General features: G+C 65.8%; 21 protein-coding genes. 15 read left to right on the top strand and 6 right to left on the bottom strand.

The genetic code is table 11. The annotated features are described in order from the left end of the window. Positions 1–176: 176 nt before the first annotated feature. Complete coding sequence (locus tag AC1Q7Q_RS13935) at positions 177–1,139, top strand: tripartite tricarboxylate transporter substrate binding protein (RefSeq protein WP_492376374.1); 963 nt, start codon at positions 177–179, stop codon at positions 1,137–1,139. 75 nt (positions 1,140–1,214) lie between these two features. Here AC1Q7Q_RS13935 and AC1Q7Q_RS13930 read toward each other — a convergent pair whose 3' ends face one another. From AC1Q7Q_RS13930 to AC1Q7Q_RS13920, 3 genes are all read right to left on the bottom strand, one after another. Continuing rightward, on the bottom strand, positions 1,215–2,603 hold the full coding sequence (locus AC1Q7Q_RS13930; protein ID WP_492376368.1) for a tripartite tricarboxylate transporter permease: 1,389 nt from the start codon (positions 2,601–2,603) through the stop codon (positions 1,215–1,217). Positions 2,604–2,642: 39 nt separating this feature from the next. Beyond that, complete coding sequence (locus AC1Q7Q_RS13925; protein ID WP_492376367.1) at positions 2,643–3,152, bottom strand: hypothetical protein; 510 nt, start codon at positions 3,150–3,152, stop codon at positions 2,643–2,645. Between the two features lie 158 nt (positions 3,153–3,310). Continuing rightward, positions 3,311–4,597, bottom strand: coding sequence for a hydroxymethylglutaryl-CoA reductase, degradative (locus tag AC1Q7Q_RS13920; RefSeq protein ID WP_492376366.1), 1,287 nt, complete (start codon positions 4,595–4,597; stop codon positions 3,311–3,313). 111 nt (positions 4,598–4,708) lie between these two features. On the opposite strand from AC1Q7Q_RS13920, the gene AC1Q7Q_RS13915 reads away from it, so the two are divergent. Beyond that, the gene (locus AC1Q7Q_RS13915; protein WP_492376365.1) at positions 4,709–6,100 is read left to right on the top strand and encodes an aminotransferase-like domain-containing protein; all 1,392 of its coding nucleotides are present in this window, start codon (positions 4,709–4,711) and stop codon (positions 6,098–6,100) included. A gap of 243 nt (positions 6,101–6,343) precedes the next feature. Next, positions 6,344–6,997 (top strand): peroxiredoxin, encoded by a 654-nt coding sequence (locus tag AC1Q7Q_RS13910; protein WP_006158821.1) that lies wholly within the window; start codon positions 6,344–6,346, stop codon positions 6,995–6,997. 162 nt (positions 6,998–7,159) lie between these two features. Here AC1Q7Q_RS13910 and AC1Q7Q_RS13905 read toward each other — a convergent pair whose 3' ends face one another. The 3 genes from AC1Q7Q_RS13905 to AC1Q7Q_RS13895 all read right to left on the bottom strand — a co-directional run bounded on the left by AC1Q7Q_RS13905 (position 7,160) and on the right by AC1Q7Q_RS13895 (position 9,848). Further along, entirely contained in the window at positions 7,160–7,444 is a 285-nt protein-coding gene (locus AC1Q7Q_RS13905; protein ID WP_492376364.1) for a hypothetical protein, read from the bottom strand. A 133-nt stretch (positions 7,445–7,577) separates the two neighbouring features. Then, positions 7,578–8,795: a CaiB/BaiF CoA transferase family protein gene (locus AC1Q7Q_RS13900; protein WP_492376363.1), complete on the bottom strand. Its 1,218-nt coding sequence runs from the start codon at positions 8,793–8,795 to the stop codon at positions 7,578–7,580. 81 nt (positions 8,796–8,876) lie between these two features. Continuing rightward, the gene (locus AC1Q7Q_RS13895) at positions 8,877–9,848 is read right to left on the bottom strand and encodes a patatin-like phospholipase family protein (protein ID WP_492376362.1); all 972 of its coding nucleotides are present in this window, start codon (positions 9,846–9,848) and stop codon (positions 8,877–8,879) included. A 175-nt stretch (positions 9,849–10,023) separates the two neighbouring features. Between AC1Q7Q_RS13895 and poxR the strand changes: the two genes are divergently transcribed. The 12 genes from poxR (at position 10,024) to dmpH (ending at position 22,381) form a co-directional block, all read left to right on the top strand. Beyond that, positions 10,024–11,727 (top strand): phenol degradation transcriptional regulator PoxR, encoded by a 1,704-nt coding sequence (poxR, locus tag AC1Q7Q_RS13890; RefSeq protein WP_492376361.1) that lies wholly within the window; start codon positions 10,024–10,026, stop codon positions 11,725–11,727. Positions 11,728–13,023: 1,296 nt separating this feature from the next. Continuing rightward, positions 13,024–13,242 carry a phenol hydroxylase subunit gene (locus AC1Q7Q_RS13885; RefSeq protein WP_150987093.1) on the top strand — a complete coding sequence of 73 codons (219 nt, stop codon included), beginning with the start codon at positions 13,024–13,026 and terminating at the stop codon, positions 13,240–13,242. Between the two features lie 88 nt (positions 13,243–13,330). Continuing rightward, on the top strand, positions 13,331–14,326 hold the full coding sequence (locus tag AC1Q7Q_RS13880; protein WP_492375386.1) for an aromatic/alkene monooxygenase hydroxylase subunit beta: 996 nt from the start codon (positions 13,331–13,333) through the stop codon (positions 14,324–14,326). A 10-nt stretch (positions 14,327–14,336) separates the two neighbouring features. Further along, on the top strand, positions 14,337–14,609 hold the full coding sequence (locus AC1Q7Q_RS13875) for an MmoB/DmpM family protein (RefSeq protein WP_492375385.1): 273 nt from the start codon (positions 14,337–14,339) through the stop codon (positions 14,607–14,609). A gap of 39 nt (positions 14,610–14,648) precedes the next feature. Continuing rightward, positions 14,649–16,163, top strand: a complete 1,515-nt coding sequence (locus AC1Q7Q_RS13870; RefSeq protein ID WP_150987097.1) for an aromatic/alkene/methane monooxygenase hydroxylase/oxygenase subunit alpha — start codon at positions 14,649–14,651, stop codon at positions 16,161–16,163. A 32-nt stretch (positions 16,164–16,195) separates the two neighbouring features. After that, positions 16,196–16,555 carry a phenol hydroxylase subunit P4 gene (locus AC1Q7Q_RS13865; RefSeq protein ID WP_416053218.1) on the top strand — a complete coding sequence of 120 codons (360 nt, stop codon included), beginning with the start codon at positions 16,196–16,198 and terminating at the stop codon, positions 16,553–16,555. A gap of 28 nt (positions 16,556–16,583) precedes the next feature. Next, entirely contained in the window at positions 16,584–17,651 is a 1,068-nt protein-coding gene (locus AC1Q7Q_RS13860; protein WP_492375384.1) for an NADH:ubiquinone reductase (Na(+)-transporting) subunit F, read from the top strand. 13 nt (positions 17,652–17,664) lie between these two features. Beyond that, entirely contained in the window at positions 17,665–18,012 is a 348-nt protein-coding gene (locus AC1Q7Q_RS13855) for a 2Fe-2S iron-sulfur cluster binding domain-containing protein (protein WP_492375383.1), read from the top strand. A 61-nt stretch (positions 18,013–18,073) separates the two neighbouring features. After that, positions 18,074–19,006 (top strand): catechol 2,3-dioxygenase, encoded by a 933-nt coding sequence (locus AC1Q7Q_RS13850; protein WP_174423991.1) that lies wholly within the window; start codon positions 18,074–18,076, stop codon positions 19,004–19,006. A 308-nt stretch (positions 19,007–19,314) separates the two neighbouring features. Further along, on the top strand, positions 19,315–20,769 hold the full coding sequence (locus AC1Q7Q_RS13845) for a 2-hydroxymuconic semialdehyde dehydrogenase (RefSeq protein WP_492375382.1): 1,455 nt from the start codon (positions 19,315–19,317) through the stop codon (positions 20,767–20,769). 8 nt (positions 20,770–20,777) lie between these two features. Continuing rightward, positions 20,778–21,560, top strand: coding sequence for a 2-oxopent-4-enoate hydratase (gene dmpE / locus AC1Q7Q_RS13840; RefSeq protein WP_492375381.1), 783 nt, complete (start codon positions 20,778–20,780; stop codon positions 21,558–21,560). Between the two features lie 32 nt (positions 21,561–21,592). After that, positions 21,593–22,381, top strand: coding sequence for a 2-oxo-3-hexenedioate decarboxylase (dmpH, locus tag AC1Q7Q_RS13835; protein ID WP_492375380.1), 789 nt, complete (start codon positions 21,593–21,595; stop codon positions 22,379–22,381). Positions 22,382–22,405: the final 24 nt, after the last annotated feature.

The raw sequence follows: 22,405 nt of genomic DNA, 5'->3' as shown, positions 1-22,405 counted from the left end.
CTGCCATTCCATGGCATCGGCCGCCAGGCAAGCACGGCGGACCGAAGCCATCCCGACCTGATGGAGCAGACATGAAAAAAACCATGACCCCCGGCTTGCTGACAAACCTGCGATATGGCCGGTTTGCTCCCTTCTCCCATTTGTGGGAGAGGGAGCCCCGTGCCCGTGGCCTGTGGATGAACGCATGCCTGATCGCCGCCGCGCTGGCGTGCGGCCTGAGCGCCACGGCGCGCGCCGAGGCGCCGTATCCGTCAAAGCCCGTGCGCGTGGTGGTGCCCTACACCCCGGGCGGCGTGTCCGACGCCGTGACGCGGCTGGTCATGCAAAAGCTGGCCGAGCGCCTGGGCCAGCCCGTGGTGGTCGAGAACCGCCCCGGCGCCAACGGCATGATCGGCTCTGACAACGTGGCCAAGTCCGCGCCCGACGGCTACTCGCTGCTGGTGGTGGTGGCCGCGCATGCCATCAACCCCAGCCTCTACCCCAAAATGAGCTACGACCCGGTCAAGGACCTCACGGGCGTCAGCCAGATCGGGCGCATCCCGCTGCTGCTGGTGTCCAGCGCCCAGTTGCCGCCCGGCAGCGTGAAGGCGCTGGTGGCCTGGGGCAAGGCCAATCCCGACAAGATGACCTACGCCTCCAGCGGCAACGGCTCCGGCGCGCATCTGGCCGGCGAGCTGTTCTCGCAAGCGGTCGGCATCAAGATGACCCACGTGCCCTATAAGGGCGTGTCGCCGGCGTTGCCGGACCTGTTCTCCGGGCAGGTGGCGATGATCTTCGATTCCGTGCAGACCATGATGCCGCAGGTGAAAGCCGGCAAGCTCAAGGCGCTGGCGATCACCAGCGCCACGCGCTGGCCGGCCGCGCCCGACGTGCCGACCATGGCCGAGGCAGGCTATCCGGCCGTGACGGCCAGCAGCTGGATCGGCCTGATCGCGCCCGCCAGGACGCCCAGGCCGGTGCTGGCAAAGCTCTCGGCCGAGATGGATGCGGTGCTGCACCAGCCAGAGGTGAAGGCGCGCCTGATCGAGTACGGGATCGATCCGGTAGGCGGGACGCCCGACCAGTTCCAGGCATTCATCAAGGAAGAGGCCGGGCGGTGGGGCGAGGTAGTGAAGAAGGGCGGCATCCACGTCGAGTGACGGGTGGCAGAGGCCGCCGTCGTCATGGCGCGCCGCCTTGGCCCTTTGGTCCTTTGGTCCTTTGGTCCTTCAGGGCTAGCCGACCAGCTTGAGCAGCGCGGGCACTGTGAGCACGGCGGTGTAGTAGCCCATGAACTGCACGCCGGTATTGAAGCCGATCGCCCTGGAGAGCAGCCCGCCCAGCAAGCCCATGGTCAGGATGACCAGCAGGCCAAGGAACTGGCCTTCCCAGACGCTGATGACCAGGATCAGGCCGACGAAGGTGGCGATGATGGCTTCATGCGACACCTTGCGCGACACGAACAGGGCGGCGCTGCGCGCGTAGTTCATGGCAAACGGGTAGGACACCAGCGCGGCTAGCAGCACGGCCAGCAGCCCGTAGCCGAGAAACTCCCAGTGGTTCAGCAGGTTGTGCAGGTTGTGGGTCTGGCCGGCGCCGGCGTCCACGGTGTAGACGGGCGGCGCGTTGAACAGCGGCGCGGCGGGGCCGGCAGCAACCGGGCTGAGCGGCAAGCCGAAGGCGATGAGCGGGATCAGGGCCTCGGCAATATAGGTGGCTTCCGTGATGCCATTGCGTGCGCTGAGCACGGTGGTCAGGCGGTGATAGGCGTGCTTGACCCGTGCCCCCACGATCTCGCCGAGGACCACGGTCATGGCGACCGGGCTGAACACGAACGTCGCGCTCGACACGGTGGCGGTGGCCACGGTCCATTTCACCTGGCTGCGATCTAGCACCTTGAACGGATTGGGGAAGTACCCCGACCAGCCTTTGACGTCAGGCGCCAGCGCGAACGTGCGCACGCGGTCCCGCTGCATGCGCGGGCGATCCACCGGGGAGATGGAGGAGAAGAGATCCGCAATGAGTGGGCCGATGGCGATGCCCAGGAAGTAGCTGATGCTGAGCTTGACGCCGAACTTCGCCGTCAGCGTCTGCAACGCCACGATGACCACGACAAAGGGCACCAGCGTGGCCACCGAAGCCCACCTGCCGGCGGAGCTGTAGGCGATGATCACGGCGGCCACCACGAAGATCCACGGCGCGGCCTTGGTGATCGCCGAGCCGAACGGCGCGAGCAGGACGGCGAAGAGCACCGCCAGCGGCACGGCGATAAACGCCGCGATGAGCGCGCCCGAGATCATCTTGCGCAGCGCGATATGCGGCACGCCCAGGTTGCGCAGGTGGTTGGCGTCCTGCAGCAGCGGCGTGGCCATCGTGTCGCCGGGGATGCCGAGCAGCGCGGTCGGGATGGCGTGGGTCATGTGCTTGGCGACGGCGCCGGCGAGGAAGAACGTGAAGACCCCCTCGGGCGGCACGCCCAGCAACACCACCAGCAGCGTCAGCGGCGCCAGCGTGGTGGTTTCATCGGTGCCGGAGATCAAGCCGATCGCCGCAAAGACGACGGCGCCGGCCAGCCCCATGCCGGCGGCAATGAGGATGTGGGTAAGCAGTGCAGATTCGATCATGATGAGCCTTCGATATCCTGGATATCCGTGGGCCGGCGTTCAAGCCAGGTTGGACCGGGGACTGACGGGCGTGGTGTGTGTGGTGGGCGTGGAGAGCGCCACGTCCTGCGCCGGCTGCGGCACGCCGTTGCGGCGCTCGCGCGCGGCGAAGAGCTCGAAGAGTTGCAGCTCCTTGAGCTCCTGCACCACGGGCGCGGGAAGGTCCGCGATGGCGCCGAGCCCGCCGGCTTCCTCCGCGAGCTTGTCCAGCACTTGCTCGCGCCAGGTCGGATCGGCGGCCTCGCCTTCGATCACTTCCCGCTTGGGCCGGAACAGGCAGGCGCAGATGAGGCCCGCGAGCAGGCAGCCTGCCAGGCCGGCCAGCATGGCGTAGGCACGCGCCAGCTCCGGTGTCTTGACCAGCCCGTTGAGCACGCGGCTGGCGAGCAGGAATCCCGTCAGGCTGACCACGGCCCCGATGGCGATGGACCACGCCAGGTGCCGGGTATCCGCGGTGTCTCCCCAAACCTCGACGAGACGCCGCGCCGAGGGCGCTTGCTGTGTATTCATTTACATGTCTCCGGATGTGGCTGGCATCCCGGTGCGTGCTTGCATGCTTGCGCGCGTCGATGCCAGCTCTGGTTCTTGTTGTTCGCCGCGGCTGTGCCGCATGTTCCTGCTTACCTGCTTACCTGCTTACCTGCTTACCTGCTTACCTGCTTACCTGCTTACCTGCTCCTGAGCGCCGCCAGCAACGCTACCGCCCGGTCGGTGCGCACGTCTTTCTCCTCGGCCATGCGCTTTGCAATGCTGTCGACCTCGTCGCCGGTGGCGCCGGCCACCAGCGCGATATTGCGCGCATGCAGCGCCATGTGGCCGCGCTGGATGCCCTCGGTAGCCAGCGCCCGCAGCGCGCCAAGATTCTGCGCCAGGCCCACCGCGACCGCGGTCTCGCCGAGTTCCTGGGCGGATTTGACGTCGAGGATCTTCAGCGCCAGGCGTGCCAGCGGATGCGTCTTGGTGGCACCCCCGACCAGGCCCACCGGCATCGGCATTTCGATGGTGCCGACCAGGGCGCCGCCGGTGTCTTTCTCCCAGTGCGTCAGAGACGTATAGCGGCCGCCGCGGCAGGCATAGGCATGGGCGCCGGCCTCGACCGCGCGCCAGTCATTGCCGGTCGCCACGATCACGGGGTCGATGCCATTCATGATTCCCTTGTTGTGCGTGGCGGCCCGGTAGGGGTCGATGGCGGCAAAGGTATACGCGTCGATCACGCCCTCGATGATCTCGGCGCCGCTGCGCTCCTTGGTGGCGAGCACCTCCGGCGTCAGCCGCACGCGTGCGCGTGCCAGCCGCAGGTCGGCCAGGTTGGAGAGGATGCGCAGCCGCACGGAGCCGCCGGTGATGTTCTCCACAAGCGGCGAAACGGCTTCGGCCATGGTGTTTACCGTGTTGGCGCCCATGGCATCGCGCACATCCACGATCAGGTGGATCACAACCATGGCCCCGCGCGGCGTATCGGGGAAGACGTGGACCTCGATATCCTTGCAGCCGCCGCCAAGGCCAATCAGCACCTTGTCGCGGCTGTTTGCCACGTCCAGGATCGCGGCCCGCTGCTTCAGCAAGGCCTGCCGGGCGCCGTAAGGGTCCGTGACGCCCAGGACCTGCACCTGCGCCCGCATCAGCGGACCTGTGCTGGAAGCCTCGAAGCCGCCGCATTCGCGCGCCAGCTTGGCCATGAACGAGGCCGCGGCCACCACCGACGGCTCTTCCACCACCATCGGCACCAGCACGTCCCGGCCATTGACCTGGAAGTTGCCCGCGACGCCAAACGGCAGCTCAAATGTGCCGATCACATTCTCGATCATGCCGTTGGCGAGTTCGACACCCAGGGCGCCGGGCTCGGCCACGAGCCGGATGTCGTGCGCCGACAAGGCGGCGGCATCGCCTACGTAGGCCAGGCGCTGGGCAGGCGTCATGGCGCGGAAATTGGGCAGGCGAGAATCGGTCACCATCGGTGTCTCCGTGAGTGGGTTTGGAATGGAGACAGTTTAGGTACACTGTACCAGCATAAAAAGGTACAGTTGGGCAGGACAGTTTGATCCAGCCTTCCGGAGCACAAGCCGATGACGAACCCCAGATCCCCCTCGATTGCCACCGTGCTGGCCGATGCCATCGAGCGGCAGATTGTCGAAGGCGCTTACCGCACCGGCGACAAGCTGCCCTCGCTCAGGGAGCTGGCGCAGCTGCACGGGTACAGCAAGAACACGGTCGTCGCCGCGTTCGAGATCCTGGTGGGGCGCGCCCTGGTGGAACCCCGGCGCGGCGCGGGCTACTTCGTGCTCGCGCGGCCGGCCAAAGCGCCGCGGGACGAAGATGCCGGTTCGCTGCGGCGCGCGATGGACATCGTCTGGCTGATGCGCGAGCAATTGAAGAGCAGCCCGGACGTGCTGGCGGTGGGCGATGGGTTTCCGCCGGTGGCGTGGCTAGCGGAGGCGCGCCTGGACAAGTACCACCACAAGGTGGTGCGCACCGGCCTGGGCGCCTTGTTCCGCTACGGCAATCGCTTCGGCTACGGGCCCCTGCGCGATCACCTGGTGCGCAAGCTGGGCGACCTTGGCATCGGCGCCGATCCCCGGCAGATCGTCCTGACGCATGGCGCCAACGATGCCATCGACCTGGTGATACGGTATTTCCTGCCGGCCGGCGCGACGGTCCTGGTCGACGATCCCGGCTATTACCCGCTGTTCGGCAAGCTCAAGCTGGCTGGCGTCAGGATTGTCGGCGTGCCGCGCCTTGCCGATGGGCCTGACCTGGAGGCGCTGGAGCAGTTGCTGATCCAGGAACGGCCGCGCTTGTTCTTCACCCAGTCCGTCGCGCACAACCCCACCGGCTCGGACCTCTCCGCCGCCAAGGCCTACCGCGTGCTGCAGCTGGCGCAGAAGTTCGACCTGCTGCTGGTGGAAAACGATGCGCTGGCGGATTTCAAGCCCACCACGCTGCCCCGGCTCGCGGCGCTGGATCAGCTGGAGCGGACCATCTATATCGGCAGCTTCTCCAAGTCCGTCTCCGCCGCGTTGCGGGTGGGATTCATTGCCTGCGGTGCGGATCTGGCAAGCGATCTCGCCGATCTCAAGGCGCTGATCCACGTGAGCAGCTCGGAGTACTGCGAGCGCACCGTCGATGTGATCCTGAGCGAAGGGCACTACCAGCGCTACATCACCAAGCTGCGCTCCCGCCTGGCGGAGGCCACCGACAAGGCGCTGGCGCTGTTCGAGCGGCTGGATGCGCGCATCTTTGCGCGGACCGGGCAGAGCTTGTACCTGTGGGGGGCGTTGCCGAACGTGGACGACTCGCTGGTGCTGGCGCAGAGGCTGCTGCCGCAGAAGGTCGTGATCGCCCCGGGCCGCGTCTTCCGCGTGGACTCCGAGGCGACATCGCCGTGGTCGCGCTTCAATGTGGGCGCGGTGCTGGATCCCAGGTTCGAGGCGGCTGTACGCGGCGCGCTGGATCGTTAGCGCAATGCCGCAACGGAATATCCGGCTGGCGCAGGTGATTCACGAAGTACGCGAGATCGGTTGCCGGGCGTGCGGCGCATGGTACTGGAGGCGCGCTTGCATTACCTCTCGTATCCACCTTTGCGCAGCGTCACAGCCCACTATACTGAGCCTAGCGCGCCGAAAGTCACGGCAGCGTCGGGACGACAGCCGCTACCATGCCGGTCATTGTCTCGCCCCCACTTAAACCCATGGAGGTTGAACATGTCGATTCGCATCGGTGACGAAGCGCCCGATTTCACTGCCGATACCACGGAGGGGAAAATCAGTTTCCACGAATGGATTGGGGACAAATGGGCCATCCTGTTTTCCCATCCGAAGGACTTCACCCCGGTCTGTACCACGGAACTGGGCTATATGGCCCGGCTCAAGCCGGAATTCGACCGGCGCAACACCAAGATCATCGGCCTGAGCGTGGACCCGGTCGCGGACCACCAGAAGTGGGTCAAGGACATCGAGGAGACGCAGGGCCACGCCGTCAACTATCCCATGATCGGCGACGTCGACCTCACGGTCGCAAAGCTCTACGACATGATTCATCCGAACGCGAGTGGCGGGCCGCGCACTGCCGTGGACAATGCCACCGTGCGCTCGGTGTTCCTGATCGGGCCGGACAAGAAAGTCAAGGCGATGCTGGTCTATCCGATGAGCGCCGGCCGCAATTTTGACGAAGTGCTGCGGCTGCTGGATTCGCTGCAGCTGAATGCAAAGCACACGGTAGCCACGCCGGTGAACTGGAAGCCGGGCGAAGACGTGATCATCCCCACCTCGGTCTCCGACGACGACGCCAAGAAGAAATACCCGCAGGGTTTCAAGACGCTCAAGCCGTATCTGCGGGTGGTGTCGCAGCCGAAGTAAGGCATGCGTCGGATGGGCTCGCAGTGCGATGGTGGCGCCGGTCCTCCGGCTGGAGGACGGTGCGTATTGTTGTAAGCCCGGTCGTAAGCGCGGTCGTAAGCGCGGTCGTAAGCGCGGTCGCGAACCCGGTCGCATGCCTGGTCGCGAGCGCGCATGCGCTCGTCAGCCCGCGCCTGCCAGCGAAGCCCTCAGTTCATCGCGCTGCGTGAAACTCGGCGTGGCCAGCCAGCCGACGAAGTCGTCGTGCCAGTTCTCCCAGGCGTTTTCGTCGAAGTCGAAGGCCTCGTCCAGGTGCCCGCCGTCGCGCAGGTAGGTGCCGACGATCCGCGTGCCATCCCAGTACGCCGCCACCGCCACGTCGGCGAGGTCCGCCGTGGTCCCGACCGGGAGGTCGCGCAGCAACATGGACAAGTGTGCCTTGAACGATGCGAATTCGTTTGAGGTCATGGCTTGCTCCGCTGATGGGAAGAGTATGTCCAGAGGATGTACCCGTTCCCGGGGCGCGTCAATTCCGAGCGTTGCGCGCCGCACGCAAGGCAGCCAACCGAGCGGCCAACCGAATGGCCAACCGAATGGCCAACTACAGGATTCCCCGCTCCCTCAAGCCCGCGACGTCCTCGTCGCTTAAGCCCAGTTCCGCCCGCAGGGCCGCATCCGTGTGCTCGCCCAGCATCGGCGGGCAGCGCATCGCCACGGGCGTGGCCGAGAACCGCATCGGGCTGCGCAGGCTCGGCGCATTCACGCCGCGCCCGTGCGGCAGTTGCACCAGCAAGCCCCGATGCTTCACCTGCGCATCTTCGAACACTTCGTCGAGCTCGTTGATCGGGCCGCCGGGCACGCCGGCGCGCTCCAGCGACGCCAGCAGGTCCGCCGCGTTCCAGGTGGCCACTCGCTCGGCAATCGTCTCGCGCAGCGTATCGCGGTTGGCAACCCGGTTGGCGTTCTGCATGTAACGCGGATCAGCGGCCAGCTCGGGCATGCCGAGCAGCTTGCACAGCGCGGCGAACTGGCCGTTGTTGCCGGAGGCAATGATCAGGTGGCCGTCGCGGCAGGCAAAGACTTCGGAGGGCGCGGCCACGGGGTTGCTGTTGCCGGCGCGCCGGGGCAGCTTGCCGGTCATCTGGTAGCCCAGCGCCAGGTGGCCATTGACGGCGACCGAGGCATCGAGCATGGCGGCATCGATGTACTGGCCTTCGCCGGTGGCCTGGCGGTGGTAGAGCGCGCCTAGCAGGGAGACGGTGGCGTACAGGCCGGTGAGGATGTCGGTGATGGGGATGGCGGTGCGCATCGGCTCGCCGCCAGGGCTGCCGTCCGGCTGGCCGCAGGTGCTCATCAGGCCGGCCATGCCTTGCAGGATGAAGTCATAGGCCGGGCGCGCTGCGTAGGGGCCATCGGGGCCGAAGCCGGTGACCGAGCAATAGATCACATCGGGGCGCACCGCGCGGATGGACTCGTAGTCCAGGCCGTATTTCTTCAGGCTGCCAGCCTTGTAGTTCTCCACCACCACGTCGCAACGGGCGGCCAGCTGGCGTACCAGCTCGGCGCCCTCGGGCCGGGAGATATCGATGGTGAGCGACTGCTTGCCGCGGTTGCAGGCCAGGTAGAAGGCGGAGTCGTTGGTGGCCGCGCCCTGCGCATCGGTCAGGAACGGGCCCATCTTGCGGGTGTCGTCGCCGTCGCCGGGCTTCTCGATCTTGTAGACGGTGGCACCCATGTCGGCCAGGTTCTGCGTGGCCCATGGGCCGGCTACCACCCGCGTCAGGTCGAGTACCTTGATGCCGTCGAGAATTGCGCTCATGTGCTTGCCACCCGGAGGATTGAGATCCCGCATCATTCGCCGGATCGGCCGGCCACGCAATTCGCCAATGCCAAAGCCAGCTTACTGCGGGGCGCAAGCGTGCGTGTGGCCGGCGTGGGGTTGATGCGTATGGTCGGACCCTTGTGCCGGGTGCGCGGGGTGCGCCTGGTGCGGATCGTAGTCGCAGCTCGGGTTGGCTTCGTCGTGCGAATGCGGGGACAGCGCGCCGGGGATGTGCCGGCTGTCGAGTCCGCCGGCGTTGAGCCAGGCCAGCGTGGCCGCGGCGGCACGGTCTATCAGCGTGCCGCACTGGGTGTAGTCGTAGGGGGAGACGTCGAGCGGGCACAGCGGCGGGACCACCGAGATATGCGCGTGATCGGCCCAGCGCTCGAGGTCCTGCACCAGCTGGCGCGCCACCAGCAGCGACAGCGCGTTGAAGGCATGGTCGATGGGCCCGCGCGGCTCGCGCCGCCGCGCGCAGGCAAAGCCTGCCGGCAGCACCACCACGCGTGTGGCGCCCAGGCGGATGGCGGTGGACACCGGCGTGTTGTTGGCCACGCCGCCATCTATCAGTTGCCGCCCGCCCAGCGACACCGGCGGAAACACGCCCGGGATGGCTGCGCTGGCGAGCACCGACTGGACCAGGCTGCCGGAGGACAACACCACCTCCGCGCCGGTTGCCATATCGGTGGCCACCACGTATAGCGGCACTTCAGCGCGCTCCAGTGCAATATCGCCAAAGTGGCGCGACAGCAGGCGCTGCAGCGCGGCGGAGTCGACCAGGTGGGCGCGCTGTCCGCGCAGCATGCCAAACAGGCTGCGCCACGACCACGGCATCACCTCGGCCCGGCGCAAGCCGCGCCAGAGCGTCTCGAGCTGGTTGGTGCCTGCGACATGCGGGTTGCAGGCGTAGTAGGCGCCGTTGATGGCGCCGGCCGAGGCGCCGATCACCAGGTCGGGCTTGACGCCCCACGCCACCAGCTCGCGCAGCATGCCGGCCTCGATGGCGCCGAGGCTGCCGCCGCCTGCAAAGACAAATGCGGTTTTTTCCATAGTTTGTGGTGCGGTGCAATAGCCCCGGGGATCCCTGTCAAGGAAAGCATAGGCGACATTGCGCCGGCATGACAGGCGCACGTGGGGCCGGTGGGCGCGGATGGCACATAATGTGCGTGCAGTGCTAGGAAAAGCACGCGCGCCGAGGGTGTCCTGGCCGCCAAGAGAGGAGACAATGAGCAGTTCAACCGACAAGTTTTCGGCCACCATGCGCGACGGCCTGGCCCATCTCGCGCGGCGCCTGCGCTTTGCCATGGAGGAGGGTTCCATCTGGCTGGACGAGCAGCGCATGATCCTGATTCATACTGCGGCGCTGGGCGCCTTGCGCAAGGAATTGGTGGATACCCTAGGCATGGAGCGCGCGCGCGGCTTGTTCATGCGCATGGGCTTTCATTCCGGCATGCGCGACGCGGAGCTGGCCAAGAAGCTGCGCCCGGGCGACAGCGACTTTGGCCTGCTCGAGATCGGGCCCTGCCTGCACACCATCGAAGGCGTGGTGCGGGTGACGCCGGTCAAGGTGGACATCGACATCGCCGCGGGCATCTACGACGGCGAATTCCTGTGGGAGGACTCCTTCGAAGGCGACGTGCACCGGCAGTTGTTCGGCATTGTCGACGCGCCTGCCTGCTGGATGCAGATCGGCTACGCCACGGGCTACACCTCGGCCCTGATGGGCCGCACTATCCTCTACCGCGAGGTCGAGTGCATTGCCTGCGGCGCTGATCACTGCCGCATCGTCGGCAAGCCGCTGGAGGCGTGGGAGGACGGCGCCGAAGTGCTGGCGCTTTACCAGCCCGACCCGGTGATCGAGACCATCCTGGAATTGCAAAGCGAGGTCGAGCACCTGCGCGCCTTGCAGCGCAGCACCGACAAGCCAGCCGACCTGGTCGGCGGCTCGCCCGAGTTCCGCGCTGCCTGGGGCTTGCTGCAACGCGCCGCCGGGAGCAGCGTCACGGTGCTGCTATTGGGCGAGACCGGCGTTGGCAAGGAGCGCTTTGCGCAAGCGTTGCACGGCGTGAGCGCCCGGGCCGACAAGCCCTTCATCGCGGTCAATTGCGCCGCGATTCCCGATGAGCTGATCGAGGCCGAACTGTTCGGCGTGGAGAAGGGCGCCTTCACGGGCGCGCACCAGTCGCGCCCGGGCCGCTTCGAGCGGGCGCATGGCGGCACCCTGTTCCTGGATGAGCTGGGCGAGCTGTCGGCGTCGGCGCAGTCCAAGCTGCTGCGGGTGCTGCAGGAGGGCGAGGTAGAGCGCGTGGGCGGCACCGAGCCGCGCAAGGTGGATGTGCGGCTGGTGGCGGCCACCAACGTGGACCTGGCCGAGGCCGTGAAGCAGGGCACCTTCCGCAAGGACTTGTATTACCGGCTCAACGTCTACCCCGTCACCATTCCGCCGCTGCGCGAGCGGCTCGACGATATCCGCCTGCTGGTGGAGCGCTTCGTGGCCCGCTACGGCGCGCGCCACGGCAAGAAGATCGTCGGCATCACTGACCGCGCGCTGGCCGAGCTGCGCCGCTATGACTGGCCGGGCAATGTGCGCGAGCTGGAGAACGTGATCGAGCGTGGCGTGATCCTGGCCAGCAACGGGGGGCAGATATCAGCGGACCACCTGTTCCTGCCGACCAGCGCGCCGCCTGGCATGGACACCGCGCCGCGCCTTGGCGTCAAGGGCACCTTGCCCGAACTGCGGGAGGCCGCCGTGCATGGCTTGCTCGATCATATGGCTGAGCAGCAGCTCGCGCTGGGCGATGTGGAGACGGTGTTGATGGAGGCGGCCATGCAGCGCGCCAATGGGAATATGAGTCAGGCGGCGCGGTTGCTGGGGATTACGCGGCCGCAGTTGGCGTATCGGTGGAAGATTAGGGGGATTAGGGGGTAGGGGGAGGGGGAGCGGTGGTCGCTGTTTTGGGGTTTTCGCTTTTTCTTTGTACGGCGTTGGTTTTTGGACCCAAGAGCCATACGACATCCCCCTGCGGGGGCTGCCGGTCACTCTTCTTTGCGTCGGCAAAGAAGACTAACGAGAAGAAAGCCGACCCTGCCGGGCGCAGAGCAATAAGGCTGTTCAGCCTCGGTGGTTTCGTCGTACGGCCCGGAGTGCTGGCTGGCGGATCCTACCGGCTCAAAGGTCATCGTAACTGCATGACCCAATGGTCACGTGGTGGAGCCCCTGATCGCTTTGCTCGGTGAGCGTTCGACCATCTGCCGTTACCGGCACGAAGCGCCGCGACACATCGCCCGTCAATGGTTTCGTGGTGGGGCGGGCGCGGTGGTGAAGGTCTCGGGCTAATCAAGGCGGTGCCACCGCGCCCACGACGGAACCGGTGCGCTCGCAACTTCGTGGCCGGTCGCGCCGCGAGCGACAGACAGCTTGAAGCAAGTGGTGTCTACTACCGGGGGCCTCACCACGAATCCCGGAAGCTGGCAGATTCGTGGCCGGTCAAACCGGTACCGGCAGAAGCGAGCAGAACCGCTGGCCCTACGACGAAACCAGCGCCCTGCGCCCCCGCGATTGCTCTGCTCCCGGCAGGGTCGGCTTTCTTCTCGTTAGTCTTCTTTGCCGACGCAAAGAAGAGTGACCGGCAGCCCCCGTAGGGGGATGTCGTATGGCACTTGGGTCCAAAAACCAACGCCGTACAAAGAAACAGCGACCAACTCAGCAGGGGGATGTCGTATGGCACTTGGGTCCAAAAACCAACGCCGTACAAAGAAACAGCGACCAACTCAGCAGCGGGATGTCGTATGGCTCTTGGGTGCAAGCGCCAACACCGTTCAAACAAACAGCGCCACCCACCACCCACTATCCAAAACCCATTTAATCATTTGATCCATCCACCAATCCCCACCCCAATCAAGTAACCACCCCGCTTATTGCGCCGCATGCGCCCGCAATCCCTTCCCCCTCCTACTTCTAACCCCCTTCCTTGTTGCAACGCCGCAGCCTTGCGAAGTCACACCTGGCTCCCCGCAAACCGCCACCCGGCGCGGCCTTTGATCATTTGATCAAATTCCACCATCCACTTCATCAATTGATTGAGCCGCGGCGCACGCGCAGTTCCGGGTAAACGCGAAACCCAGCGCGGCCCGAATCCCGACGCGCCTTGTGGCGCCGTCGTTTGCGCCAGCTGGCACGCTCTTCGCAATAGAGGCCATACAGCCCACGCGAAGGAGCAGCGTCATGATCAACCAGTCGGTCCCCTTGTTTGAAGCCTCGCCCCGGTTCGTCCGCGTTGATGGCCGCACGCCCGAGGGCTTTGTGCAGTTCGCGTTCAGCGTGGCGGACCCCGAGCTCAATGTCGAGCTGATCATGCCCGAGCCGATGTTCGAGGCCTTCTGCAGCGTCAACCACGTGCGCTTCCTGCCGCCGGAGATCCCCGCGCCCGATCAGGACGACTGAGCACGGCCAGCCCCCACGCACCGGACCACCCACCGAACCACGCACAGAACCACCCACATAAAAACAGCAAGACCCAGGAGACCAAGCGATGCAAGTCGATATCAAGACCCAGCAGATCCAGCCGCTGCGCCAGACCTACGGCCATGTGGCGCGCCGCTTTGGCGACAAGCCCGCCTCGCGCTACCAGGAGGCCACCTACGATGTGCAGTCGGAAGTGAATTTTCACTACCGCCCGACCTGGGACTCGCAACACGAGATCTACGACAAGCGCCGCACCGCGATCGTGATGGCGGACTGGTACGCGCTCAAGGACCCGCGCCAGTACTTCTACGGCGCCTACGTGACGGCGCGCGGCCGCCAGCAGGACGCCACCGAGAAGAGCTTCGCCTTCGTGGAAAAGCGCGGCTTGCTGCAGGCGTTGCCCGCCGAATGGCAGGACCGCCTGGCCGACGGCCTGCTGCCGCTGCGCCATGTGGAGTGGGGCGCCAACATGAACAACTTCTATTGCGCCGACTACGGCTGGGGCACGGCCATCACCCAGGCCTGCACCTACTGCGCGATGGATCGCCTGGGCATTGCCCAGTACCTGTCGCGCATCGGCATGCTGCTCGACGGCAACACCGGTGTGGCGCTGGAGCGCGCCAAGGTGGCCTGGATGGAGAGCGCCGCGTGGCAGCCGATGCGCCGGCTGGTCGAGCGCAGCTTTGTGATCGAGGACTGGTTCGAGACCTTCGTTACCCAGAACCTCGTGCTCGACGGGCTCCTGTATCCGCTGGTGTACCAGCACGCCGACGCGGCCATCGTGCGCGCCTGCGGCACCGGGCTGGCGGTGCTGACTGAGTTCATGAACGACTGGCGCGAGGAGCACGCACGCTGGGTCGACGCGGTGATCCAGACCGCCGCGGCAGAGTCCGATGCCAATCGCATGCTGCTGTCCGGCTGGGCTCGCGCCGCACGCGCGCAGGTGGCCGAGGCGCTGGTGCCGGTGGCCGACACCTTGCTGGGCGAGGGCGGCGAGCAGGTGGTGGCGCTGTGCGTGGAGCAGTTCGACACGCGTCTTAACAAGCTCGGCCTTGCCGCCTGAGGAAACCGCCATGACCGCCAACGTCTATATCGCGCTGCAGAGCAACGACGACACCCGTCCCATCATCGAGGCCATCACCGAGGCCAACCCACACGCGGTGGTGTCGCAGTTTCCCGCCATGGTGAAGATCGACGCGCCGGGACACCTGACCATCCTGCGCGAACTGGTCTCCGACAAGCTCGGGCGCGACTGGAACCTGCAGGAGATCCACCTGAACCTGATTTCGCTGTCGGGAAACATCGACGAAGACGACGACGCCTTCACCCTGCACTGGAACGCCTGAATCGGCCCGCCCACAGCAAAAACAACGGAGACAGACAACATGGACGCACGCAAGAAGCTCAACCTGCGCGAGAAGTACGCCACGATGACGCGCGACCTCGGCTGGGAAACCACCTACGAGCCGATGGACAAGGTTTTTCCCTACGACAAGTACGAAGGCATCAAGATCCACGACTGGGATAAATGGGAAGACCCGTTCCGCATGACCATGGACGCCTACTGGAAATACCAGTCGGAAAAGGAGCGCAAGCTGTACGCGATCATCGATTCGTTCGTGCAGAACAACGGCCACCTCAACGTCTCGGACCCACGCTACCTGAACGCGCTGCGCCTGTTCCTGACCGGCGTGACGCCGCTGGAGTACGCGGCGCACCGCGGCTACGCCCACCTCGGACGGCACTTTCGCGGCGCCGGCGCGCGGGTGGCGGCGCAGATGCAGTCGATCGACGAGCTGCGCCACGCCCAGACCCAGATGCACACGCTGTCGGTCTACAACAAGTACTTCAACGGCTTCGGCGAATGGCAGCACATGCATGACCGGGTCTGGTACCTGTCCGTGCCCAAGTCCTATTTCGAAGACGCCATGAGCGCGGGCCCGTTCGAGTTCATCACCGCGATCTCGTTCTCCTTCGAATATGTGCTGACCAACCTGCTGTTCATGCCCTTCATGTCGGGTGCGGCCTACAACGGCGACATGGCCACGGTGACCTTCGGCTTCTCGGCGCAGTCCGACGAATCGCGCCATATGACGCTGGGCCTGGAAGTGGTGAAGTTCCTGTGCCAGCAGGACCCGGACAATATCCCCATCCTGCAGAAGTGGCTGGACAAATGGTTCTGGCGCGGCTTTCGCCTGCTTACGCTGGTCGGCATGATGATGGACTACATGCTGCCCAAGCGCGTGATGTCGTGGGCGGAAGCCTGGGAGATGTACTTCGAGCAGGCCGGCGGCGCGCTGTTCAAGGACCTGGAGCGCTACGGCCTGCGCATGCCCAAGTACCACGAGGTGGCCACCAAGACCAAGGACCGCATCACCCACGAGGCTTGGGGCACCTTCTACAACTACGCTGCCGCGGCCGGCTTCCATACCTGGGTGCCCAAGCAGGACGAAATGGCCTGGCTGACGGAGAAATATCCCGACACCTTCGCGCGCTACTACAAGCCGCGCCTCGACTACTGGCAGGAGCGCCAGCAGCAAGGGGAGCGCTTCTACAACGCCACGCTGCCGATGCTGTGCCAGACCTGCCAGATCCCGATGGTGTTTTCGGAGCCGGACGACCCCACCCAGACCTGCTACCGGGAGAGCAGCTACCACGGCATGCGGTTCCACTTCTGCTCGGACGGCTGCAAGGACATCTTCGACGGCGAGCCGCAGAAGTACGCGCAGGCCTGGTTGCCCGTGCACCAGATCTACCAGGGCAACTGCGGCGGTGGATCGCTGGACGACGTGCTTAAGTGGTACCGCATCAACCCTGGCGCGGACAACCTGGATTTCGAAGGTTCGCAGGATCAGAAGAACTGGAACGCCTGGAAAGGCGTGCCGGGCACGGCTGCCTGAGCAGCCGGCAGACAAGAGATAAGGAGACCACCATGTCCGTCGTATCCATTGGCCCCTACGCGTTCGAGCCCGCCGACCGCGAAGCGGTGTTCCACGGCAACCGCCTGCTCTACATCGGCTGGGACCGCCACCTGCTGTTCTGTGCGCCGCATTGCCTTCCCTTGCCGCCGTCGATGCGCCTGCGCGATGTCGTGGAGAACGTGCTGCCGGGCGTCTACGGCTATCACCCTGACTTTGCCCGCATCGACTGGAGCCGCGTGGAGTGGCTGCGCGGCAGCGAGCCCTGGCAGCCAGACCTTGATCGCACGCTGGAAGAGAACGGCCTGGGCCACAAGGCGGTGATCCGGTTCCGCACACCGGGGCTGGATGGCATTGGCGGCAGTGGCAGCTAACAGTGGCAGCTAAGGTAGGAGACACAAGATGTATTCCCTGACCATTGAACCGATCGGGCAGACCATACCCATCGCGCCGGGCCAGACCGTGCTGGATGCTTGCCTGCGCAACGGCGTGTGGCTGCCGCACGCCTGCTGCCACGGGCTGTGCGCCACCTGCAAGGTGCAGGTGGTGGAGGGCGAGTTCGAGCATGGAGAGGCCTCCAGCTTCGCGCTGATGGACTTCGAGCGCGACAGCGGGCAGTGCCTGGCCTGCTGCGCCACCGCGCAGTCCGACATGGTGATCGAGGCCGATATCGAGGAAGACGCCGACTCGCTCGGACTGCCGCTGGCTGACTATCGTGCCGAGGTGGTGGAGGCCCGCGCGCTGACCCCCACCATCCGCGGCATCTGGCTGCGCGTGAAGGGGGGCGCTGCGGCTGCCTTCCAGGCCGGCCAGTACCTCAACCTGCGCGTGCCGGGCTGCGACCAGCCGCGCGCGTTCTCGCTGGCCAACCGTCCGGGCGACGACGTGGTGGAGCTGCATGTGCGGCGGGTGGAAGGCGGGCAGGCCACCGGCTACCTGCACGATCGGTTGTCGGTGGGCGACGAACTCGGTTTCTCCGCGCCTTACGGCCGCTTCTTCGTGCGCAAGTCAGCGCAAAAGCCGATGCTGTTCCTGGCGGGCGGCTCAGGCTTGTCCAGCCCGCGCGCCATGATCCTGGACATGCTCGCCGCCGGCGAGACCCTGCCGATCACGCTGGTGCAGGGCGCGCGCAACCGCACGGAGCTGTACTACGACGAGGCGTTCCGTGCACTGGCCGGCGCGCATCCCAACTTCCGCTATGTGCCCGCGCTCTCCGACGAACCGGCGGACAGTGGCTGGGTTGGCGCGCGCGGCTATGTGCATGACGTCCTGCACGGCCTTTATGCCAATGGCGCTACCGCCGACTTCCGTGGCCACAAGGCCTATCTGTGCGGCCCGCCGCCGATGATCGAAGCCTGCATCCGCACGTTGATGCAGGGCCGGCTGTTCGAGGAGGACATCCACACCGAGAAGTTCATCTCGGCCGGCGACGCACAGAACAGCGCGCGCAGCCCGCTGTTCAAGATCTGATGGAGGGCGCGGCATGCATACCGTCGAGATCGCGGGAAGCGGCCAGTGCTACCCCTGCGCGCCGGAGCAGAACCTGCTGCGCGCCATGGAAGCCCTGGGCAAGCGTGGCATTCCCGCGGGCTGCCGGGGCGGTGGCTGCGGGGTGTGCAAGGTGCGCATCGAGGTTGGCCGCTACCACACCGGCAAGATGAGCCGCGCCTGCCTGTCGGAGGCGGAGGAGGTGAGTGGGGTTGTGCTCGCCTGCAAGGCCTTCCCCGACAGCGATATCCGCCTGCAGCCGGTGGCGTTGCTGCAGCGCTGCCTGGACAAGCAGCGGGCGCGGCAGGAGGCAGCGCAAGCGCAGTTGAACAAGCAGCAATAAATGCAGCAAAAAAAGCAGCAATAAAAGATGGACCAATAACCCCATCATCAAGGAGACAGTCATGGCATTGACAGGCGTATTGCGCCCGGGGCACGTGGCACTGCGCGTGCTGGAACTCGAACCGGCGCTCAAGCACTACACCGAGGTTCTCGGGCTGATCGAAACCGCGCGCGACGACAAGGGCCGCGTCTACCTGAAGGCCTGGGACGAGCACGATCACCACAGTGTGGTCCTGCGCGAGGCCGACAGCCCGGGCATGGACTACATGGGCTTTCGCGTGGATAGCGGCCGCACGCTGGAGCGGCTGGCGCAGGAGGTGGAGCAGTCCGGACTCGCTTCGGACTTCCAGTGGATTCCCGCCGGCGAGCATCCGCGCACCGGCGTGCGCTTTCGCTTCACCATTCCCACGGGACATGCCATCGAGCTCTTTGCCGACAAGGACAAGCTGGGCTGCCTGACCGGCGACAGCAACCCCGACCCGTGGCCGGACGACCTGCGCGGCATGGCGCCCAGCCGCTTCGATCATTGCCTGCTGTACGGCGATGACCTGGATGGCACGGTCAAGCTGTTCCGCGACGTGCTTGGCTTCACGCTGGCCGAGGAGGTGGTCGCCGGCCCTGACAAGATGATGATCGGCGCCTTCCTGACGTGCTCCAACAAGGCGCATGACATCGCCTTCATCCGGCATGCGGAGAAGAACAAGTTCCATCACGCCTCGTTCAACCTGGACAACTGGGGCGAGGTGTTGAAGGCCGCCGACATTATTTCCAAAAAGGACGTGTCGCTCGATATCGGGCCGACGCGCCATGGCATTACACGCGGCGCGACGATCTATTTCTTCGATCCTTCGGGCAACCGGAACGAGGTCTTTTCCGGCGGCTATATCCACTATCCGGACAAGCCGACCATCACATGGACCGACAACGAACTGGGCAGGGCGATCTTCTATCACGACCGCAAGCTGAACGACGCGTTCCTGAATGTACTGACCTGATTCCCGGCGCGACGACTTCTCCGATGCCAAATGTTCGCTCCCCTCTCCCACCGTGTGGGAGAGGGGAGCAAAGCAGGGTAGAGGCGTAGTGAGACGAGACGTCAGGAACCAAATGTTTGCTCCCCTCTCCCGCTTGCGGGAGAGGGGCGGGGGAGAGGGCGGGCGGTGGCAATAGTGAAGGCGCTCACTCCGAGCTAACGCCCACCCTCTCCCCGGTCCCTCTCCCACTGCGTGGGAGAGGGGAGCAAGGCGAAAGGCGAAAGACAGCAAGGCAAAGCGGCGCACCCTGCCGCACCAAGCGAGACAACATGAAAGAGTTCAAGAACTTCATCAACGGCGAATGGGTGGCCACCAACCGCCAGTTCGACGACCGCAACCCGGTCGACAACAGTCTGATCGCCCGTGTGCACGAAGCCGGGCAGGCCGAGGTCGATGCCGCCGTCGCAGCGGCAAAGCAAGCGCTGAGGGGCCCGTGGGGCAAGATGACCGTGGCGCGGCGCGTCGAGATATTGCACGCGGTGGCCGATGGCATCAACCGCCGCTTCGACGACTTCCTGCAAGCCGAGATCGCCGATACCGGCAAGCCGCACTCCCTTGCCAGCCACATCGATATCCCGCGTGGCGCCGCCAACTTCAAGGTGTTCGCCGACCTGATCAAGAACGTGCCGGCAGAGAGCTTTGCCATGGCCACGCCGGATGGCGGTGAGGCCATCAACTATGCGGTGCGCTCGCCGCGCGGCGTGATCGGCGTGGTGTGCCCGTGGAACCTGCCGCTGCTGCTGATGACCTGGAAGGTAGGCCCCGCGCTGGCGTGCGGCAACACGGTGGTGGTCAAGCCATCCGAGGAAACGCCGGCGACCGCCACGCTGCTCGGGGAGGTCATGAACGAGGCCGGCGTGCCGCCAGGCGTCTACAACGTGATCCATGGTTTCGGCCCGGATTCCGCTGGCGCCTTCCTGACCGCGCATCCGGATGTGAACGGCATCACCTTCACCGGCGAGACGCGTACTGGCGAGGCCATCATGAAGGCGGCTGCCAATGGCGTGCGCCCGGTTTCGTTCGAGCTGGGCGGCAAGAATGCCGGCATCGTGTTCGCCGACGCGGATTTCGACAAGGCTGTGGCCGGCATCACCCGCTCGGCCTTCGAGAACAGCGGCCAGGTCTGCCTGGGCACCGAGCGCGTCTATGTGCAGCGGCCCATCTTCGCGCGTTTCGTCGCGGCGCTCAAGGCCAGGGCCGAGGCCTTGCGCATTGGCAGGCCGAATGACGAGGGCGTCAACATGGGCCCGCTGGTGTCGCTGGAGCACCGCGACAAGGTGCTGTCCTACTACCGCAAGGCGGTGGATGCGGGCGCTACCGTGGTCACCGGCGGGGGTGTGCCCGAGATGCCCGGCGCGCTGGCTGAGGGCGCCTGGGTGCAGCCCACGATCTGGACCGGGCTGCCCGAGGATGCGGCCGTGATCCGCGAGGAGATCTTCGGCCCTTGCTGCCATATCGCGCCGTTCGATACCGAGGAGGAAGCCATCCGCCTCGCCAACGATACGCCTTACGGGCTGGCCGCCACCGTGTGGACGTCCGACCTGGGCACCGCGCACCGCATGGGCAGCGCGCTGGAGGTGGGCATCTGCTGGATCAACGCGTGGTTCCTGCGCGACCTGCGCACCGCCTTCGGCGGCGCCAAGCAATCCGGCATCGGCCGCGAGGGCGGGGTGCATTCGCTGGAGTTCTATACCGAGCTGCGCAATGTGTGCGTGAAACTTTGAGGCAGGCCATGAGACCCGAAGACATTGTTGAGATCGGCACGCGCCTGCATCAGGCGCTGGATCAACGCCAAGCCATCGCCCCGCTGACCGAGCGCTATCCCGAACTGTCCATCGACGACGCCTACCGCATCCAGCTGGCTATGGTGCAGCACCGCCTGGACGCCGGCGAGCGCGTGATCGGCAAGAAGATCGGCGTGACCAGCCGGGTGGTGATGGACATGCTCGACGTGCGCCAGCCGGATTTTGGCCACCTGCTGTCCGGCATGGTCTACGGAGACGGCGCCGCCATTGCCGCCGATACGCTGATCGCGCCCAAGGCCGAAGGGGAAATCGCCTTCGTGCTCAAGGAAGACCTGGAAGGTCCCGGCGTGACCAACGCCGATGTGCTGCGCGCCACCGCCTATGTGCTGCCGTGCTTCGAGATCGTCGACTCGCGCATCCGCGACTGGAAGATCCGGATCCAGGACACCGTGGCGGACAACGCATCGTCCGGCGTGTTCGTGCTGGGCGACGCCGCCGTGGACCCGCGCGGCCTTGACCTCGGCACCGTTGGCATGACGCTGGAGAAAAACGGCGAGATCGTCGCCACCGGCGCGGGCGCCGCCGCGCTTGGCCACCCGGCCAACGCCGTAGCGTGGCTGGCCAATACGCTGGGGCGCCTTGGCATCGGGCTGAAGAAGGGCGAGGTGATCCTGTCTGGCTCGCTGGCCGCGATGGTGCCTGTCCGGGCCGGCGACCAGCTTCGCATCAGCCTGGGCGGCATCGGCTCAGCCGGCGTGCGCTTCATTTGATCGGATTCCATACAGCAGCCCAGGACTACGCCATGCACCTCACCCAAGACACCATCCAGCAGCTCGCCGAGCACCTGGATAACGCCGAGCGCAACCGCGAGCCGGTGCGCAAGATTACCGACACCCATCCCGATATGGACTGGGATGATGCCTACGCCATCCAGGACGCGATCCGGGCGCGCAAGCAAGCGCGCGGCACCCGCATCGCGGGCCTGAAGATGGGGCTGACCTCGTTTGCCAAGATGCGCCAGATGGGCGTGACCGATCCGGTCTATGGCTTCTTGACCGACTACGGCGCCTGCACGGACGGTGGCGCCATCGATACCGCATCGTTGATCCATCCCAAGGTGGAGGCCGAGATCGCCTTCGTGCTCAAGCATCCGCTCAAAGGGCCGGGCTGCCATATCGGCGACGTGCTGGCCGCCACCGATTTCGTGCTGCCGGCGGTGGAGGTGATCGACTCGCGCTATGAGAACTTCCGCTTCGACCTCAAGAGCGTGATCGCCGACAATACGTCGTCGGCACGCTTTGTTGTCGGTGGCACGCATCGCAGCGCCGAGGGGATCGACCTGAAGAACCTCGGCGTGGTGCTGGAGAAGAACGGTGAAGTGGTGGCCACCGCTGCCGGCGCCGCCGTGCTCGGCCATCCGGCCAGCAGCGTGGCCATGTTGGCGAACATGCTTGGCGCGCGTGGGCGCGAGCTGCCGGCGGGCACCTTCATCATGACCGGCGGCGTGACCGAGGCCATTGCGGTGGCGGCCGGCGATAGCATCACGGTGCGCTACCAGCATCTCGGCACCGTATCGATGCGTTTCGTTTGATGCGCTTCGTTTGATGCGCCCGGC

This window comes from Cupriavidus sp. GW823-FHT07A04 (genome assembly GCF_058794615.1).
Note: the sequence above shows the minus strand (reverse complement) of the source record. Positions and strands in the feature narration are given on the sequence as shown.

What these genes read in the sequence shown, in the direction of transcription:
- dmpH (WP_492375380.1), top strand. Translation starts at nt 21,593, where the DNA reads ATGCACCTCACCCAAGACACCATCCAGCAGCTCGCCGAGCACCTGGAT.
- AC1Q7Q_RS13855 (WP_492375383.1), top strand. Translation starts at nt 17,665, where the DNA reads ATGCATACCGTCGAGATCGCGGGAAGCGGCCAGTGCTACCCCTGCGCG.
- AC1Q7Q_RS13875 (WP_492375385.1), top strand. Translation starts at nt 14,337, where the DNA reads ATGACCGCCAACGTCTATATCGCGCTGCAGAGCAACGACGACACCCGT.
- AC1Q7Q_RS13850 (WP_174423991.1), top strand. Translation starts at nt 18,074, where the DNA reads ATGGCATTGACAGGCGTATTGCGCCCGGGGCACGTGGCACTGCGCGTG.
- AC1Q7Q_RS13885 (WP_150987093.1), top strand. Translation starts at nt 13,024, where the DNA reads ATGATCAACCAGTCGGTCCCCTTGTTTGAAGCCTCGCCCCGGTTCGTC.
- AC1Q7Q_RS13905 (WP_492376364.1), bottom strand. Translation starts at nt 7,444, where the DNA reads ATGACCTCAAACGAATTCGCATCGTTCAAGGCACACTTGTCCATGTTG.
- dmpE (WP_492375381.1), top strand. Translation starts at nt 20,778, where the DNA reads ATGAGACCCGAAGACATTGTTGAGATCGGCACGCGCCTGCATCAGGCG.
- AC1Q7Q_RS13915 (WP_492376365.1), top strand. Translation starts at nt 4,709, where the DNA reads ATGACGAACCCCAGATCCCCCTCGATTGCCACCGTGCTGGCCGATGCC.
- AC1Q7Q_RS13845 (WP_492375382.1), top strand. Translation starts at nt 19,315, where the DNA reads ATGAAAGAGTTCAAGAACTTCATCAACGGCGAATGGGTGGCCACCAAC.
- AC1Q7Q_RS13870 (WP_150987097.1), top strand. Translation starts at nt 14,649, where the DNA reads ATGGACGCACGCAAGAAGCTCAACCTGCGCGAGAAGTACGCCACGATG.
- AC1Q7Q_RS13920 (WP_492376366.1), bottom strand. Translation starts at nt 4,597, where the DNA reads ATGGTGACCGATTCTCGCCTGCCCAATTTCCGCGCCATGACGCCTGCC.
- AC1Q7Q_RS13860 (WP_492375384.1), top strand. Translation starts at nt 16,584, where the DNA reads ATGTATTCCCTGACCATTGAACCGATCGGGCAGACCATACCCATCGCG.
- AC1Q7Q_RS13925 (WP_492376367.1), bottom strand. Translation starts at nt 3,152, where the DNA reads ATGAATACACAGCAAGCGCCCTCGGCGCGGCGTCTCGTCGAGGTTTGG.
- AC1Q7Q_RS13930 (WP_492376368.1), bottom strand. Translation starts at nt 2,603, where the DNA reads ATGATCGAATCTGCACTGCTTACCCACATCCTCATTGCCGCCGGCATG.
- AC1Q7Q_RS13880 (WP_492375386.1), top strand. Translation starts at nt 13,331, where the DNA reads ATGCAAGTCGATATCAAGACCCAGCAGATCCAGCCGCTGCGCCAGACC.
- AC1Q7Q_RS13865 (WP_416053218.1), top strand. Translation starts at nt 16,196, where the DNA reads ATGTCCGTCGTATCCATTGGCCCCTACGCGTTCGAGCCCGCCGACCGC.
- poxR (WP_492376361.1), top strand. Translation starts at nt 10,024, where the DNA reads ATGAGCAGTTCAACCGACAAGTTTTCGGCCACCATGCGCGACGGCCTG.
- AC1Q7Q_RS13895 (WP_492376362.1), bottom strand. Translation starts at nt 9,848, where the DNA reads ATGGAAAAAACCGCATTTGTCTTTGCAGGCGGCGGCAGCCTCGGCGCC.
- AC1Q7Q_RS13910 (WP_006158821.1), top strand. Translation starts at nt 6,344, where the DNA reads ATGTCGATTCGCATCGGTGACGAAGCGCCCGATTTCACTGCCGATACC.
- AC1Q7Q_RS13900 (WP_492376363.1), bottom strand. Translation starts at nt 8,795, where the DNA reads ATGAGCGCAATTCTCGACGGCATCAAGGTACTCGACCTGACGCGGGTG.
- AC1Q7Q_RS13935 (WP_492376374.1), top strand. Translation starts at nt 177, where the DNA reads ATGAACGCATGCCTGATCGCCGCCGCGCTGGCGTGCGGCCTGAGCGCC.